The sequence below is a fragment of the Rhizobacter sp. P5_A1 genome, from assembly GCF_056400745.1.
On sequence record NZ_JBFUKR010000031.1, the window covers coordinates 22,829 to 39,907 of the forward strand.

12 protein-coding genes are annotated in these 17,079 nt (G+C 69.9%); 9 read left to right on the plus strand and 3 right to left on the minus strand.

Translation table 11 applies throughout. The features are described from left to right. The gene (gene pseB / locus AC1DTW_RS23995; protein ID WP_477983944.1) at positions 1–1,005 is read right to left on the minus strand and encodes a UDP-N-acetylglucosamine 4,6-dehydratase (inverting); all 1,005 of its coding nucleotides are present in this window, start codon (positions 1,003–1,005) and stop codon (positions 1–3) included. Between the two features lie 116 nt (positions 1,006–1,121). On the opposite strand from pseB, the gene AC1DTW_RS24000 reads away from it, so the two are divergent. From AC1DTW_RS24000 to AC1DTW_RS24025, 6 genes are all read left to right on the plus strand, one after another. Next, the gene (locus AC1DTW_RS24000) at positions 1,122–2,255 is read left to right on the plus strand and encodes an MraY family glycosyltransferase (RefSeq protein WP_477983917.1); all 1,134 of its coding nucleotides are present in this window, start codon (positions 1,122–1,124) and stop codon (positions 2,253–2,255) included. 96 nt (positions 2,256–2,351) lie between these two features. Beyond that, positions 2,352–4,136 (plus strand): PglL family O-oligosaccharyltransferase, encoded by a 1,785-nt coding sequence (locus AC1DTW_RS24005; RefSeq protein ID WP_477983918.1) that lies wholly within the window; start codon positions 2,352–2,354, stop codon positions 4,134–4,136. Positions 4,137–4,203: 67 nt separating this feature from the next. Further along, entirely contained in the window at positions 4,204–4,416 is a 213-nt protein-coding gene (locus AC1DTW_RS24010; RefSeq protein WP_477983919.1) for an AbrB/MazE/SpoVT family DNA-binding domain-containing protein, read from the plus strand. Beyond that, positions 4,416–4,793, plus strand: a complete 378-nt coding sequence (locus AC1DTW_RS24015) for a type II toxin-antitoxin system VapC family toxin (RefSeq protein ID WP_477983920.1) — start codon at positions 4,416–4,418, stop codon at positions 4,791–4,793. Before AC1DTW_RS24010 ends, AC1DTW_RS24015 begins: the two co-directional genes overlap by 1 nt. A gap of 122 nt (positions 4,794–4,915) precedes the next feature. After that, entirely contained in the window at positions 4,916–5,851 is a 936-nt protein-coding gene (locus AC1DTW_RS24020; protein WP_477983921.1) for a hypothetical protein, read from the plus strand. Positions 5,852–5,864: 13 nt separating this feature from the next. Beyond that, positions 5,865–6,404 (plus strand): nuclear transport factor 2 family protein, encoded by a 540-nt coding sequence (locus AC1DTW_RS24025; RefSeq protein WP_477983922.1) that lies wholly within the window; start codon positions 5,865–5,867, stop codon positions 6,402–6,404. 21 nt (positions 6,405–6,425) lie between these two features. Here the strand turns inward: AC1DTW_RS24025 and moaC are convergent, their stop codons facing one another. Further along, positions 6,426–6,932 (minus strand): cyclic pyranopterin monophosphate synthase MoaC, encoded by a 507-nt coding sequence (gene moaC, locus AC1DTW_RS24030; RefSeq protein ID WP_477983923.1) that lies wholly within the window; start codon positions 6,930–6,932, stop codon positions 6,426–6,428. Between the two features lie 75 nt (positions 6,933–7,007). Between moaC and AC1DTW_RS24035 the strand changes: the two genes are divergently transcribed. The 3 genes from AC1DTW_RS24035 (at position 7,008) to pbpC (ending at position 16,656) form a co-directional block, all read left to right on the plus strand. Then, a complete protein-coding gene (locus AC1DTW_RS24035) occupies positions 7,008–8,582 on the plus strand; it encodes a M48 family metalloprotease (RefSeq protein WP_477983924.1) in 1,575 nt (524 codons plus the stop codon). A 68-nt stretch (positions 8,583–8,650) separates the two neighbouring features. Continuing rightward, the gene (locus tag AC1DTW_RS24040; RefSeq protein WP_477983925.1) at positions 8,651–14,545 is read left to right on the plus strand and encodes an alpha-2-macroglobulin family protein; all 5,895 of its coding nucleotides are present in this window, start codon (positions 8,651–8,653) and stop codon (positions 14,543–14,545) included. Continuing rightward, complete coding sequence (gene pbpC, locus AC1DTW_RS24045) at positions 14,542–16,656, plus strand: penicillin-binding protein 1C (RefSeq protein WP_477983926.1); 2,115 nt, start codon at positions 14,542–14,544, stop codon at positions 16,654–16,656. The genes AC1DTW_RS24040 and pbpC overlap by 4 nt, the downstream gene beginning before the upstream one ends. Here pbpC and AC1DTW_RS24050 read toward each other — a convergent pair whose 3' ends face one another. After that, the gene (locus AC1DTW_RS24050) at positions 16,657–17,010 is read right to left on the minus strand and encodes a phage holin family protein (RefSeq protein ID WP_477983927.1); all 354 of its coding nucleotides are present in this window, start codon (positions 17,008–17,010) and stop codon (positions 16,657–16,659) included. Between the last annotated feature and the right edge of the window lie 69 nt (positions 17,011–17,079).

Below are 17,079 nucleotides of genomic sequence, written 5' to 3' on the forward strand. Positions count from 1 at the left end.
TCAGCCTCCTGGCGGCAGGCTGTCCAACAAGCTGCGCAGCGCGCGCTGGTCGAGGAATACCGGGTTGGTTCCGGAATCGTATTCGAAGGCCTCGTTGACAGACGAACCATCTTCCCCCATGGCATTCGGGTTGTAGCGTGGCTGGGTCTGAAACGAAATCGACGGTTGAATCACAAAGTGATCCGCGAACTCCAGCGTCAGCCGCGCATCGTCGCGCGTCACCATCACTTCGTGCAGCTTCTCGCCCGGTCGCACGCCCACAACCTTGTGCGCCACCCCGGGGGCGATGGCTTCGGCGAGGTCAGTGACGTGGGCCGATGGAATCTTTGGCACGAAGATCTCGCCGCCGGCCATGCGGGCGAAGCACTTGATGACGAAGTCGACGCCCTGGTCGAGGGTGATCCAGAAACGCGTCATCCGCGGGTCGGTGATCGGCAGCTCGGTCGCGCCGCGTGCGAGCAACCCGCGAAAGAAGGGCACCACCGAGCCGCGCGAGCCCATCACATTGCCGTAGCGCACCACCGAGAACCGAGTCGGGTTGGTGCCGACCATGTTGTTGGCGGCCGAGAACAGCTTGTCGGAGGCGAGCTTGGAGGCGCCGTACAGGTTGATCGGGTTGGCCGCCTTGTCGGTCGACAGCGCGATGACCTTCTTCACGCTGCAGGCGATCGCCGCGTCGATGACGTTCTGCGCGCCGTTGACGTTGGTCTTGATGCACTCCATCGGGTTGTACTCGGCCGCCGGCACATGCTTGAGCGCGGCGGCGTGCACCACGTAGTCGATGCCCGACATCGCGCGCGCCAGGCGCGGCGCGTCGCGCACGTCGCCGATGAAGAAGCGCATCGCCGGGTGGTCGAACTCCTGCTGCATCTCGTACTGCTTGAGCTCGTCGCGCGAATAGACGACGAGACGGCGCGGGCGGTGATCGCGCAGCACCGTTCGGAGAAAGGCCTTGCCGAAAGATCCGGTTCCGCCGGTGATCAGAATGCTTTGGTCTTCGAACATGCGGGCTGCAGGTGGGCTGTGGAGTGGCACGTTACACGATTTCCCCGCTGCCGAAACACGCTGCACGCCATGAAGCATCGTAAGCTGCGCACTTTTGCGGCAGCTGTACCCCTCGTATGACCAGCTTCGCGATCGCGTTCGCCTTCTCTTGCGTCATCTGCGCCTTTATCGTCCGGGCCTCACGTTCGCAAACCATGCCCTGGGACGATCACGAACTGACTGGTGCCCAGAAGTTCCACGCCCGCGCCGTTCCGCGGGTCGGCGGTTTGGCGGTGGCGCTCGGGCTCGTGGCACTGAACGCGTGGGTCGCCATCACCGGCCACGGCCCCACGCGCGAACTCTGGCTGATCCTCCTCTGCGGCACCCCCGCTCTGCTCGCCGGCCTGGCCGAAGATTTCACCAAGCGCGTCAGCGCTAGGTTCCGTCTCGCCGCCACGATGCTCAGCGGCCTGCTCGCCTTCTTCCTGCTCGGCGCGCAGCTCGAGTCAGTGGCGTTCCCGGGGCTGGACTGGTTGATGAGCTTCACCGCCTGCAGCCTGCTGTTCACGATGGTCGCGGCCGGCGGCCTGGCGAACGCGGTCAACATCATCGACGGCTACAACGGCCTGACGGCGGTGGTGGCGGGCGTGATCCTGATGTCGCTGGCCTACGTAGCCTGGCAGGTCGGCGACAACCTGATCGTCTCGGTCGCGCTGGCCGGTACCGGCGCGCTGGTTGGCTTTCTTCTGTGGAACTGGCCGCGCGGGCTGATCTTTCTGGGCGACGGTGGCGCGTACTTCGTCGGCTACCTGATCGCGGTGCTCTCGATCATGCTGGTGGCGCGGCACCGCGGCGTGGTCTCGCCGTGGTACCCGTTCCTGCTGTGCATCTATCCGGTGTTCGAGACCTTCTTCTCGATCTGGCGCAAGCGCGTCGTACGCGGCGCGAGCCCCGGGCTGCCCGATGGGCTGCACCTGCACATGCTGGTGTTCCGCCGCCTGGTGCGCTGGGCCGTGGGTAGGCGCGATGCCGCGAGCCTGACGCTGCGCAACAGCCTGACGGCGCCGTACCTGTGGCTGCTGTCGAGCATCGCATCGCTGCCGGCCACGCTGCTGTGGCGCAACCCGCCGGCGCTGCAGGCCGCGGTGGCGGTGTTCTGCATGCTGTACGTCTGGCTCTATCTTCGGGTGGTGCGCTTTCGCTCGCCGCGCTGGCTGGTGTTGCGCTCCAAGAAGGGCGGCCCGCTGAGCCGGTTTCGCGACGGGTGGTAGTCGCTGAGATCTTCGCGGATCCGGCCGCGTTCCTGTTGCTGGCTCGCGCCTAGATTGGGGCGGCATCGCAGGCTCGGAGGCGTGGACAATCCGCGCATGCCGACCCCCCGTACTTCGACCTCCACCGATCGCGACCACTCGACCGGGCTCGCCGTGTTGGCCGGCACCGCCATCGGCGTGCCGATGCTGCTGGCGTTCAACCTCCCGCCTTCCTCCACCTTCTTGAACCAGGCCGCAGCGTTGATCGGCTGGGGCAGCTTGCTGCTGGCGCTGGCGGGATTGCCGGACCGTGGCGCAGTGCCCCGGTCACGCGGGCTGACCGCCCTGCAATCGGCCCTCGCGCTGCTGCTGATCGCCGCGCTCGCCTCACCGCTCTGGGCGAGCCTGCCCTGGTCCCTGTCCCTCTCCGCCGTCGCATTGATCGCCGCCGCCGCACTCACCGCGCAGACCGGCGCCGCGCTGTCTTGGGGTGGCCTCGCCCTCCCAGCCTTCCGCGCCTTCTGCATCGGCATGGTCGTCGCCGGCACCTTGAGCAGCGTGGTCGGCATCGTGCAGGTCTTCGTTCCCGCCTGGGCCGACGGCAACGCGATCGCGCGCAGCTACCTCGAGGGCCGCGCGGTCGGCAACATGCGGCAGCCGAACCACCTGAGCAGCCTGTTGCTGTGGTCGATCGTCGCGGCGGTCTGGCTCGGCGAGGCGAGGGTGATCCGGCGCTGGGCGAGCACGCTGCTCACGCTGCTGTTCATCTTCGTCGTCGTGCTCAGCGGCTCGCGCACCGGGGCGCTGAGCATGGCGTTGCTGCTGGTCTGGGGCTTGATGGACAAGCGGTTCGCGCGCCCGGCGCGCTGGCTGTTGTGTCTGGCGCCGCTGATCTTCTTTGTCTGCTGGTACGGCACCGGCGCGTGGGCCGATCACACCCACCACGTGTTCGGCGGCGAGACGCGCTTCAGCGGCAAGGGTGACATCTCGAGCTCCCGCTACGGCATCTGGTCGAACACGCTGACGCTGATTCGCATGCATCCGTGGGCCGGTGTCGGCTTCGGCGAATTCAACTTCGCGTGGACGCTGACGCCGTTCCCGGGCCGGCCGGTGGCCTTCTTCGACCACACGCACAACCTGATCTTGCAGTTCGTCGTCGAGCTGGGCATCCCGCTCGCGCTCGCGGTGCTGGGGCTGCTGCTGTGGGCACTCGCGCTCGCGCTGCGCGGCGCGCTGCTGCCCGCGGTCGACGACAGCGCCGCGCCGGGCACGGCGCTGCTGCGCCCGGCGGCATTCATGATGGTGTTGCTGATCCTGCTGCACAGCCTGCTCGAGTACCCGCTCTGGTACGCGTACTTCCTGCTGCCGGCCGCGTTCGCGTTCGGGCTGTGCCTGGTCGAGCCCGGCGCCGCGCTGCTGCCAGATGCAGCCCCGGCGCGGTCGAAACTGCGGCCGCTCGTCGTCGCTTCGCTGGTGTTGATGATCGGCGGCGCGTTGTCGACCGCCGACTACGCGCGCGTCGTCGTGATCTTCGCGCCCGGCGAGGGCGCGTCGCCGCTCGCGCAGCGCATCGTCGACGGCCGGCGCAGCGTGTTCTTCGCGCACCACGCCGACTACGCCGCGGCGACGACGTCCGACCACCCGTCCGACGTGATGCCGGCGTTCCTGCGCGCGCCGCACTACCTGCTCGACGCGCGGCTGCTGCAGGCCTGGGCCAAGGCGCTCGACGAAGCCGGCGACACCGAGCACGCGCGCCATGTCGCGCAGCGCCTGCGCGAGTTCCGCAACGAGCAGTCGGCCGAGTTCTTCGCGCCCTGCGACGAGCCGCCGCCGACCGGCGAGAGCTTGCCGTTCCAGTGCCTGGCGCCGACCCGCGAGTTCAGGTACGAGGACTTCCGCTGAGGCGTCGTCGATCGCGTCGGGTGCAGTATTCTTACGGTTTCGCCATCGATATGGCAGAGGTAAGGCCGTGACCGTAATCGCTACGCTCTCTGGCAAGTTCCAGATCTCGATTCCCAAAGCCGTTCGCGAAGAACAGCGCTGGGCGGCCGGGCAGGAGTTCGTCTTCATCCCGAAGGGCAAGGGGGTGTTGCTGATGCCGGTGCCCGAACTACAGCAGCTGGCGGGCATCGTCAAGGGCGCCAAGACGCGCGCCATCCGCGATCGAAAAGACCGCTACTGATGCGGGTGGTCGACACCTCGGTATGGGTCGAATGGCTGATCGGCGGCCCGCTCGGCCGAAAGCTCGCCAAGGAGATCCCCGATCGGGCCGAATGCATCGTCCCGACGATCGTGCAGCTCGAGCTCTCGAAGTGGCTGTTGCGAGAAGCCGGCGAAGAACAGGCCGATCAGGTGATCGCCTATACGCAGAAGTGCGTTGTCGTCGCCTTGGATACGCACATCGCGCTGCTGGCTGCCGAGCTGCATCGCCAATACAAGCTTGCTACCGCTGATGCGATCGTCTACGCGACTGCACAAGCCAACGGCGCCGAGCTGCTGACCTGCGACGCTCATTTCGCGCGGCTGCCGGCAGTGTTGTATTTCGCGAAGACCGCATAGAGGCGCCCCCCAACTCGAGGGTGTTCAGCGGCGCACGGCCTGTGCGGCGCGCGTCCGGCCCGCTAACATCCGCCCACGCCGCCGGGCCCGCCGGTTACGCGAGCAACCACAGGAGAGATCGAATGAACAAGCACATTCCCCGCTGGGCGCTCGCCGCCGGCCTGCTCGTGGCCGCGTTCGGCACCGCCCAGGCCGGCACGGTCAAGCCCGACAGCGATGCCGTGATGCGCCCCACCGGCAAGGGCTACGGCGAGCTCGACGATTCGGCCGGCGCGGTCGGCCGGGCCAAGAGCGGTGGTGCGCCGACAGGCTCGAGCGGCATCGTTTACCACGGCGGCCCGCTGCTGAACAGCACGTCGGGGACCAACGTCTACTACATCTGGTACGGCAATTGGGCCGGCAACACCGCCACGACCATCCTCGAAGACCTGGCCCGCAACATTGCGCCATCGCCATACTTCAACATCAACACGACCTACTACGACGGCACCGGCAAGAAGGTCACGAACGCGGTCAACTACCTCGGCAGCACCACTGACGCCTACTCGCATGGCACGGCGCTGACCGATGCGGCGATCCAGGGGGTCGTGTCCGACGCGGTCAGCAGCGGGCGCCTCCCGAAGGACACCAATGCGGTCTACTTCGTGCTCACCTCGCAGGACGTCAATGCCACCTCGGGCTTCTGCACGCAGTACTGCGGCTGGCACACCAAGGGCACGATCGCCGGTTCGATCCTGCAGTACTCGTTCGTCGGCAACCCGGATCGCTGCCCCGCGTCGTGCAACGCCCAGACCACCGGCCCGAACGGCAACGCCGGTGCCGACGGCATGGCGAGCATCATCGCGCACGAACTCGAAGAGGCCGTGACCGACCCGCAGCTCAACGCCTGGTACGACCGCCGCGGCATGGAAAACGCCGACAAGTGCGCCTGGACCTTCGGCACCGAGTACACGGCGAACGGCGCGAAGGCCAACATGAGGCTGGGCACGCGCGACTTCCTGATCCAGCGCAACTGGGTCAACGCCGGCGGCGGCAGCTGCGCCGTGGCCTATCCCTGAGGCTCGCGCAACGATGAAGGGCGCGCCGCCCCGCCGCCACTGGATGCTCGGCGCGCTCGCGTCGGTGCTGACCTGGCCGGCGGCGAGCTTCGCGCAGGGCAGCACGGCCGTCCCGACCGTCACGCGCCTCGTCAAGGTCTTCCAGCAACTCGAGACGCAGTTCGCGCAAGCCGCTCGCGCCGGCGATACCGCGGCGCTCGAGGCGCTGCTCGCCGACGACTTCGAGCTGCGCGCCGCACGGCGGCCCGGCGAGCCGGTGGCACGCGCGCAATGGCTGGCCGCGATCCAGCAGCAGCCGGCGCCGGACGCGCGCATCGAGCAGATGGCCGCGCACGACCACGGCGCGATCGTCGACGTGAGCTTTCTGCTGCGGCCGGTCGCTGCCGGGCCGGCGAAGCGCGGCACCGAAGCGCCGCTGTTCATCGTCGACACCTGGGCCCGCGACGGCGATGCCTGGCGCCTCAAGGTTCGCTATGCCGGCGTGGTCGGCAGCAGCCCGCAGCGCGTGCCGGGCGAAGGCGCGGCGACGGGCGCGACGCCGAAGAAATACTGAGGCACCGAGCTCAGCGGCGCGCTACGCCGCGATCCAATCCCCCGACTTCCCGCCGTGCTTCTCGAGCACGCGAATCTCGCCCATCACCATGCCGCGGTCGGCGGCCTTGCACATGTCGTAGATCGTCAGCAGGCCGATCTGCACCGCGGTCAGCGCCTCCATCTCGACGCCGGTGCGGCCGAGCGTCTCAACCTGCGCGGTGCAGCGCACGCTGCTGCCCGGTGCATCGGTCTCGAACTCGACCGCGACGCGCGTGATCGGCAGCGGGTGGCACAGCGGGATCAGTTCGGCGGTGCGCTTCGCGGCCTGGATCGCCGCGATGCGCGCGACGCCGAGCACGTCGCCCTTTTTCGCCTCGCCGCGCTCGATCAGCGCCAGCGTCGCCGGCTGCATGCGGATCACGCCGCTGGCGCGCGCGATGCGGTGGGTCTCGCGCTTCGCCGAGACGTCGACCATGTGCGCCTGACCCTGCGCGTCGAAGTGCGTCAGCGGTGACGACGAAGGCGACGGGGGCGGGGTTGAACTCATGGCGCGAAACATCCTCGAAACGTTTGTGCGGCATGATAGCCACGCCCCCTTTTTCCGCCTCGTGAACATCCCCTCGTGCCGAACCGCTCGCCTCGCCTGCTGCGCCGATTGATCGCGTTCGCGGTCTCGTTCGCGCTGCTGTGCCCGGCCGGGCTGTCGCCGGCCTGGGCGCAGAACCAGCTGCCGGCGCTCGGCGATCCGTCCGGCGAAGACTTCAGCATCGCGACCGAGCACAAGCTCGGCGACGAGATCATGCGCGAGATCCGCGCCGACCCCGACTACCTCGACGATCCGATCCTGCTCGAATACCTGCAGTCGATCTGGCAGCCGCTGGTCGCGCAGGCGCGCATCCGCGGCAACCTGAGTCCCGACATCGACCAGCGCCTCGCGTGGGAGCCGTTCCTCGTGCGCGACAAGGAGGTCAATGCCTTCGCGCTGCCGGGCGGCTACGTCGGCGTGAACCTCGGGCTGCTCGCGTTGACGGCGACGCGCGACGAGCTCGCGTCGGTGCTCGCGCACGAGATGTCGCACATCACGCAGCGCCACATCGCGCGCAGCATCGGCAACGCGAAGCGCCAGTCGCTGCTGAGCCTCGCGGCGATGCTCGCCGGTCTTGTCGTCGCGAGCAGGGCGGGCAACAGCAGCATCGATGCGGCGCAGGCGGCGGTCGTCGGCGGTCAGGCGCTCGCGGTCCAGGGCCAGCTGAACTTCTCGCGCGACATGGAGCGCGAGGCCGACCGGGTCGGTTGGCAGGTGATGACCGGCGCCGGCTTCGCACCCGGCGGCATGGCCGCGATGTTCGAGAAGATGGAGCAGTCGGCGCGCCTGAACGATTTCGGCGGCTACCCGTATCTGCGCAGCCACCCGCTGACCAGCGAGCGCATCGGCGAGGCGCGCTCGCGCATGGGCGCGGCGCCAGCCGCGGCGCCGGTCAGCGTGCTCGAGCACACCGCCGCGCAGGCCCGTGCGCGCGTGATGATGGATGCGCGCTTCGATGCGCTGCGCCGCTGGCAGGCGCTCGACGGCGACCGCGTCGCGACCAGCGTTCCCGACAAGCTGCTCAGCGCGTACTCGAGCGCGCTCGCGTCGACCCTGCTGCGCGACTGGGCGCGCGCCGATGCATCGATCGCGGTTGCGCTCGGCCTCGTGCGCGGCAGCCCAAAGAGCGACGCGCGCGCCGAACGCGCGGTCGCGCTGCTGAACGTGCAATCGCTGCTCGCACGCGGCGACGTGACGCGCGCGAACGCCGCACTCGAGCCCTACCAGGCCGAGCACTCGCGCCCGGTGCTGCTGCTCCAGACCCAGGCGACGCTGGCCAGCGCGCCGGCGCCCGACAACGCCGCCCTGAAGCAGCGCGCCGAGCAGCTGCAGACCTGGGTCGCGACACAGCCGCGCGACTCCCTCGCGTGGACCGCGCTCGGCCAGGTCCAGGAGCGCCTCGGCCAGCCGCTGCGCGCGCTGCGCGCGGATGCCGAATCGCGCATCGCGCTCGGCGATCTGACCGGTGCCGTCGACCGGCTGCACGCCGGCCAGCGCCGCGCACGCAGCGGCGGCGCCGTCGACTTCATTGACGTCTCGGTGATCGACGCGCGGCTGCGCGATGTCGAATCGCAGATCCGTCAGCGCAAGGCCGACGAGAAGGCGCGATAGCGCGGCACCAGCTCTCAGCCTCTTAGACTCGCGGCACGTTGTTCGGCGTGCATCCGGGAGTCGAGAGAATGCGATCCATCGTCAGGGCCGCGGCCGCGGCAGGGCTGGTCTTCATCGCCGGCATCGCACAGGCCGCGACGATCGCCGGCGTCAGCCCGCAGGGTGAGGTCGCACAGGTGCGGCAGATCACCGTGAAGTTCTCGGAGGCGGTGGTCGCGTTCGGCGACCTGCGCCTGCCCGACCCGCTCAGCCTGAGCTGCCAGGGCGCCGCGCCGGCCGGCGCGGGCCGCTGGGCCAGCGACCGTGTCTGGCTCTACGACTTTCGCGAGCCGCTGCCACCCGGCACGCGCTGCACGCTGCAACGCCGCGCCGACTGGAAGCCGCTGAACGGCAGCCTGACCGGCACGACCGACTACGGCTTCAACACCGGCGGCCCGACGGTCGTCTCGACCCGGCCCTACGACGGCGCGCAGATCGAGGAGGACCAATACTTCCTGCTGCGCCTGAACGGCGCTGCCGTCGAGGCCAGCGTGCTCGCGAACGCCTGGTGCGAGGTCGAGGGCATCGGCGAGCGCATCGGCGTGCAGGTGATCGGCGGCGACGCGCGCGCGCAGCTGCTGAAGGCTCGCCGCATCGAGAAGAAGGAACAGATCGAGCGCGCGCTGATCCTCGGCTGCAAGCGACCGCTGCCGAACGCCGCGGCGGTGCGGCTGGTCTGGGGCAAGGGCATCGCCGCGAGCGCGAACCCGAAGATCGCGACGACGATCGAGCAACGTTTGCGCTTCACGGTGCGGCCGGCGTTCAGCGCCGAGTTCAGCTGCGAACGCGAGAACGCGAGCGCGCCGTGCCTGCCGATCCGGCCGATGCGCCTGCGTTTTTCGGCGCCGGTCGCGCGCGATGTCGCGGCCAGGGTTCGGCTCAAGCCCGCGTCGGGCGCCGCGCTTGCGCCGCTGTTCGACAAGGACGACAAGACGGTCGAGGTCAGCGAGCTCCGCTTCCCGACGCCACTGGCCGAGAGCGCCAGCTTCACGATCGAATTGCCGAGCGGCCTGAAGGACAACGCGGATCGCCCGCTGTCGAATGCCTCGATGTTTCCGCTCAAGGTCGCGACCGGCGACGCGCCTCCGATCGCGAAGTTCGCGGCCGCGCCGTTCGGCGTCGTCGAGCTCGCCGATCCGCTGCTGCCGGTGACGCTGCGGCACGTGCAAGGCGACCTGCGATCCGCGGCGAGCGGCGGCCAGCTGCGCGTGAAGCGGCTGCAGACCGATGCCGAGATCCTCGCGTGGTACGCCAAGCTGAAACAGTACGACGAGCGCCAGATCAGCGCGAAGGATCGCGGCCTGCCCGAGCGCGAGTGGTTCAGCGTCGAGACAGAAACCGACGCAAAGGGAAAGACGATCAAGCGCAAGACCGAGCGCTTGTTCGCGACGCGCGAGCTCTCGCTGCTGAACCAGGACGCCGCGGCGAAGCGCCTCGATCTGCCGCAGCTGGCCGGCGGCGATCCGCGGCCGTTCGAGGTCGTCGGCATCCCGTTCGCCGAACCCGGCTACTTCGTCGCCGAGATCGAATCGCTGCGCCTGGGTCAGTCGCTGCTCGACAAGCGCGCGCCGATGTTCGTGCGCACCGGCGTGCTCGTCACGAACCTCGGCGTGCACTTCAAGCTCGGGCGCGAGAACAGCGTGGTCTGGGTCACCACGCTCGACCGCGGCAAGCCGGTCGAGGCGGCCGAGATCGCCGTCAACGACTGCTTCGGCAAGAAGCTGTGGTCGGGCAAGACCGACGCGCAAGGCCTGGCCAAGGTCGGGCAGGCGCTCGATGCCGACTTCGAGGGCTGCCCGTCGGAGGCCGGCCTTTTCGTGACCGCGCGCAAGGCCCACGCGAAAGGCGTCGTCGACACCGCGTTCGTGTTCAGCACCTGGCAGAAGGGCATCGAGTCGTGGCGCTTCAACGTGCCGACCGGGCACGGCGCCGAACTCGACCTGCGCGCGACGACCGTGTTCGACCGCACGCTGTTTCGCGCCGGCGAAACCGTTTCGATGAAGCACTTCGCGCGCATCGAGACCTCGACCGGCCTCGCGAACGCGAAGCCCGACGACCTGCCGACGCGCATGAAGATCGTGCACCAGGGCACCGGCCAGTCGTTCGTGCAGCCGCTGAAGTGGAACGGCGCGCGCCATGCGATCGCGAGCTGGGCGATCCCGCCGGCCGCGAAGCTTGGTCTGTACAGCGTCGTGCTCGAGCGCGAGAGCGCGATTGAGAAACGGCGCCGCGAATGGACCAGCGGCGATTTCCGTGTCGAGGAGTTCCGCCTGCCGCTGGTCGACGCGCGCGTCAGCGGGCCGAAGGCGTTGGCCGTCGCGCCGAAGGAGCTCGCGATCGCGGTGCAGCTGAACTACTTCTCCGGCGGCCCGATGGCCCAGGTGCCGGCGCGCGCATCGGCGCTGCTGAAGACTCGATCGACCCGCTTCGACGGCTACGACGAGTTCTCGTTCGAAGCGCCGCGCGAGCCGGACAAGGCGCAGGGCAACAGCGGCGGGACTGACAGCGGCGACAGCGGCGATGAAGGCGACGGCGCACGCGACGCCAAGCTCGTCGCCGACAAGCTCGCGCTGACGACCGACCGCAGCGGCGCCGCGAGCTTCACGCTGAAAGACCTGCCGCCGATCACACGCCCGAGCGAGCTCAGCGCCGAGGTCAGCTACAACGACCCGAACGGCGAGGTGCAGACCGCGTCGACCACGATCCCGCTGTGGCCGAGCGCCGTCGTGCTCGGCATCAAGACCGGCTCGTGGGCGAGCAGCCGCGGCAAGGTCAAGTTCAGCGCGCTCGCGCTCGACACGGCCGGCAAGCCGCTGAAGGGCCAGACGATCGACGTGCGCGGGCGGCTCAGCCAGACGATCAGCACGCGCAAGCGCATGGTCGGCGGCTTCTACGCCTACGACAACCGCACCGAAGTGAAGGACCTCGGCGCGCTGTGCAGCGGCGCGACCGATGACCGCGGTCTGCTGTTGTGCGAGGCCGAACTGAACACCGCCGGCCAGGTCGACCTGATCGCCTCCGGCCAGGATGCGACCGGCCATGCGGCGCAGGCGGCGGCGAGTGTCTGGGTCACGAAGCAGGGCGAGCTCTGGTTCGCGCAGGACAACGACGACCGCATCGATGTGCTGCCCGAGAAGAAGCGTTACGAGCCCGGCGAGACCGCGAAGCTGCAGGTGCGCGTGCCGTTCCGCGAAGCGACCGCGCTGGTCGCGGTCGAGCGTGAAGGCGTGATGGACACGCGCGTCGTGACGCTGCGCGGCGACGATCCGACCGTCGAGCTGAAGATCGAGCCCGGCTGGGGCCCGAACGTCTATGTCAGCGTGCTCGCGCTGCGCGGCCGCATCCGCGACGTGCCCTGGTATTCGTTCTTCACCTGGGGCTGGCGCGAGCCGCTGAACTGGGTGCGTTCGTTCTGGTACGAAGGGCGCGAGTACCAGGCGCCGACCGCGATGGTCGATCTGAGCAAGCCGGCGTTCAAGCTCGGCGTCGCGGCCTTGAAGGTCGGCACCAAGGCGCACGAACTGCAGGTGAGCGTGACGAGCGACAAGCCGCAGTACGCGGTGCGCGCGAAGGCGGTCGCGAAGGTCAGGGTGCTGTTCGATGGCAAACCGCAGGCCGGCGCCGAGGTCGCGTTCGCGGCGGTCGACGAAGGCTTGCTCGCGCTGCGCAACAACGACTCGTGGGACCTGCTCAACGCGATGATCCAGCAGCGCGCCTGGGGCGTCGAGACCAGCACCGCGCAGGGCGAGATCATCGGCCGCCGCCACTACGGCCGCAAGGCGGTCGCGGCCGGCGGCGGCGGCGGGCGGGCCGCGACCCGCGAGCTGTTCGACACGCTGCTGCTCTGGAAGGCGAGCGTCGTGCTCGACGCGAACGGCGAGGCGACGATCGAGGTGCCGCTGAACGATTCGCTGACGAGTTTCAGGCTCGTCGCGATCGCCGACGCCTCGAACACGGCCGGCGCGCAGCGCTTCGGCACCGGCAGCACCGGCATCCGCGTCACGCAGGACCTGCAACTGCTCGCCGGGCTGCCGCCGCTGGTGCGCGAGGGCGACCAGTTCGGCGCGATGCTGACCTTGCGCAACACGACCGCGCGCGAGATGAAGGTGCATGCGAGCCTGCGCGGCACCGTCAACACGGGCAACGGCGGCGCCGAGATCGTGCGCACACCGCTCGCGCTGCCGGCGCAGGACGTGGTCATCGCGGCCGGTGCCGCGAAGGAGCTGGTCTGGCCCGTGGGCATTCCGGCCGATGCATTCAGCGTCACCTGGGAGGCGGCCGCCGACGAACAGGGCGGTGAGAAGGCCCGGGACCGCGTCAAGGTCACGCAGCTCGTCGCGCCCGCGGTGCCGGTGCGCGTGCTGCAGGCGACGCTGCAGCAGCTCGAAGGCACGCTGACCCTGCCGATCGCCACGCCGGCCGACGCGCTGCCCGAGGCGGGCGTCAAGCGCGGCGGCATGCTGATCGCGGTGCAACCGAAACTCAGCGGCGCGCTGCCCGGGATGCGCCGCTTCTTCGAGACCTACCCGTTCAGCTGCCTCGAGCAGAAGACCTCGAAGGCGGTCGGGCTGAAGGACCGGCCGCTGTGGGCGACGGTCGCGAACACGCTGCCGACCTACCTCGACAGCGACGGCCTCGCGAGCTACTTTCCGCCGCGCGTCGACGACGGCCCGCGCGGCAGCGATCGGCTCACCGCCTACGTGCTCGCGGCGACGCACGAGGCCGGCTTCGTGCTGCCGGTGCCGGCGCGCGACGCGATGCTGAACGGCCTGGTCGCGTTCGTCGAGGGCCGCATCGAGCGCAAGTTCTGGTCGCCGAAGGCGGACCTGGACGTGCGCAAGCTCGCGGCGATCGAAGCGCTGTCGCGCTACGGCCGCGCGCAGCCCGCGATGCTCGGCTCGGTCAACCTGGTGCCGAACACCTGGCCGACCGCCGCGGTGATCGACTGGCTGCGCATCCTGCGCCAGGTCGATGGCGTTCCGAATGCCGCGAAGCGCCTGACCGAGGCGAACCAGATCCTGCGCAGCCGCCTGACCTATGCCGGCACGACGCTGAAGTTCAGCAACGAGCAGGACGATTTCTGGTGGTGGCTGATGGACAGCGCCGACGCGAACGCCGCGCGGCTGATCCTCGCGGTGATCGACGACCCGGAGTGGCGCGACGACATCCCGCGCATGGTCGTCGGCGCGCTCGGCCGGCAACGCGCCGGCGCCTGGCTGACGACGACCGCGAACCTGTGGGGCTCGCTCGCGCTCGACAAGTTCTCGGCGAAGTTCGAGTCGCTGAAGGTCGCCGGCCGCACCGCGGCCACGCTCGGCGACAAGAGCGGCGCGATCGAATGGGCGACGAACCCGGGCGGCGCCTCGATGACGCTCGCGTGGCCCGCGCAACCCGGGCCGCTGAACGTCGCGCAGGACGGCAGCGGCAAGCCGTGGCTCACGGTGCAAAGCCTCGCCGCGGTGCCGTTGAAGGCGCCGCTGCGCGCCGGCTACAGCGTCGCGCGCAGCATCAATGCGGTCGAGCAAAGGGATGCATCGAAGGAGAAGACCGGTCGGTGGTCGCGCGGCGACATCGTGCGCGTGCGCGTCGAGGTCGACGCGCAGACCGACATGACCTGGGTCGTCGTCAGCGACCCGGTGCCCGGCGGCGCGACGATCCTCGGCTCGGGTCTCGGCCGCGACTCCGCGCTCGCGGCCCGCGGCGAGCGGCGCGCCGGCAGCGCCTGGCCGGCGTTCGAGGAGCGCAGCTTCGAGGCCTTCCGCAGCTACTTCGAGTACCTGCCGAAGGGCAGGCACGTGATCGAGTACACCGTGCGGCTCAACAACCCCGGCCAGTTCGCGCTGCCGCCAACACGCGTCGAGGCGATGTACGCGCCCGAGACCTTCGGCGAGCTGCCGAACGCGAGCGTGCAGGTCGCGCCATGAAGCGCTCGCTGCGCAGCGCGGGCGCGGCGGCGTTGCTGTCGTGCGCAGCGCTGGCGGCGCATGCGTTGCCGAGCTTCGCCGAAGTGCGGGCCGCGCACCGGCCATCCGACATCACGCTGACCGACCGCGACGGCGTCGCGCTGCAGACCCTGCGTGTCGACAAGCGCGCGCGGCGTCTGGCCTGGGTGCCGCTCGCCGAGGTCTCGCCGGCACTGCTGCAGGCGATCGTGCTCAGCGAGGACAAGCGCTTCTACGAGCACAGCGGCGTCGACTGGAGCGCGGTCGCGACGAGCGCGTGGGGCAACGCGTGGAACCGCAAGACACGCGGCGCGTCGACCCTGACGATGCAGCTCGCCGGGCTGATCGACGACGGCCTCGCGCGCCCCGACGGCGGCCGCAGCCTGCGCCAGAAGCTCGGCCAGGCGCTGACCGCGGCGCGGCTTGAGGCGAGCTGGAAGAAGAGCGAGATCCTCGAGGCGTACCTGAACTCGGTCGCGTTTCGCGGCGAGATCGTCGGCATCGATGCGCTGAGCCTGACCTTGTTCGGAAAGCACGCGAGCGGCCTCGGCACGCAAGAAGCCGCGCTCGCCACGGCGCTGCTGCGCGGGCCGAACGCGAGCGTCGAGACCGTCGCGCAGCGCGCCTGCGGCGTGCTGGCGCTGCAGCAGCTGCCGTGCAGCGGCGTCGATGCGCTCGCGACCACGGCGCTCGCGCGCAAGGGCGGCATGCCGCTGGGCGAGCAGCTGGCGCCGCACTTCGCGCGCCAGGTCGTCGCGGCCGACGGGCCGCCGGTGCAGCGCAGCACGCTCGATGCCGGGCTGCAGCGCGTCGCGGTCGCGGCACTGCGGCGCCAGCTCGGCGAGTTGAACGGCCGCAATGTCGAGGACGGCGCGCTGGTCGTGCTCGACAACGCGAGCGGCGACGTGCGCGCGTGGGTTGGGTCGAGCGGCGATCTGTCGGGCGCCGCGCAGGTCGACGGCGTGCTCGCGCGGCGCCAGCCGGGCTCGACGCTGAAGCCGTTCGTCTACGAGCTTGCGTTCGAGAAGAAGCTGATCACGCCGGCGAGCCTGCTCGACGATTCGCCGGCGCAGATCGCGACCACGAGCGGCCTGTACCTGCCGCAGAACTACGACCACGCGTTCAAGGGCTGGGTCAGCGCGCGCAGCGCACTCGGCGCGAGCCTGAACGTGCCGGCGGTGCGTGTCGGCGCGATGCTCGGTCCGGACGCCTTGGTCGCGCGCCTCAACGCGCTCGGCCTCGCGCTGCCGCAGCCCGGCGGTTTCTACGGCGATTCGCTCGCGCTCGGCAGCGCCGACGTGAGCCTGCTCGCGCTGACGAACGCGTACCGCGTGTTCGCGAACGGCGGGCTCTATGCGCCGGCGGTATTGCGCGGCCCGCAGCCCCGCCCGGTGCGCGTCGCCGCCGCGGCCGCCGTGTTCCTCGCGACCGACATCCTCGCCGACAACAACGCGCGCGTGCGCACCTTCGGCCTGGACAGCCTGCTCGCGACGCGCGGCTTCGCGGCGGTCAAGACCGGCACCAGCAAGGACATGCGCGACAACTGGTGCATCGGCTTCACCGACCGCTACAGCATCGGCGTCTGGGTCGGCAACGCGAGCGGCGAGGCGATGCACGGCGTCAGCGGCATCAGCGGCGCGGCGCCGGTGTGGCAGGCGCTGGTGCGGCAGCTGCACGACGGCCGGCCGTCGCAGCCGCCGCGTGCGCCGGCCGGTGTCGTCGGCACGCGCATCGTGTTCGACGGCACGCACGAGCCGGCGCGCGACGAGGTCTTCATCGCCGGTACCGAGCAAGCCGTGCAGCGCGCGGGCGCGCAGCTGGACCGCACGCAGCGCTTCGGCATCACGAGCCCGCGCGACGGCAGCATCTTCGCGCTCGACCCCGACATGCCGCCGGCAGCGCAGCGCATCAGCTTCGAGGGCGAGCACGGCGCGTGGTGGCTCGATGGCAAGCGGCTCGGCAGCGCGCGCCGCCTGACATGGGCGCCGTGGCCGGGGCGTCACGAACTGACGCTGCGCGGGCGCGACGGCCGGCCGCTCGAGACGGTGCGCTTCGAAGTGCGCGGCGCCGGGGTCAAGACGGCGCGGCGTTGATCAGGAGCGGGCGAAGATTCTTTCGATCGCGACGTCGATGACCATGCCGCACAGGCTGTACAGCAGCGAGCCGATCAGCGCCGCGACGAAGCCTGCGACATGGAAGCCCTCGAGCATCGACGCGGCGAAGTAGAACATCAGCGCGTTGATCACGAACAGGAACAGGCCGAGCGTGATCACCGTCACCGGCAAGGTCAGCAGCACCAGCACCGGTCGCAGCAAGGTGTTCAGCAGCCCGAGCACGAAGGCCGCGATCATCGCCGAGCCGAAGCTCTGCACCGTGACGCCGGGGTAGAGGTAGGCCACCAGCAGCAGGGCGGCGGCAAGCAGGAGCCAGCGGACGATGATTTTCATGGCCGCAAGAATACCCCGGCGTAATGCGCCACGCGGCGTGCGAGCCCGATGGCGCGTCGCATGCCGCCC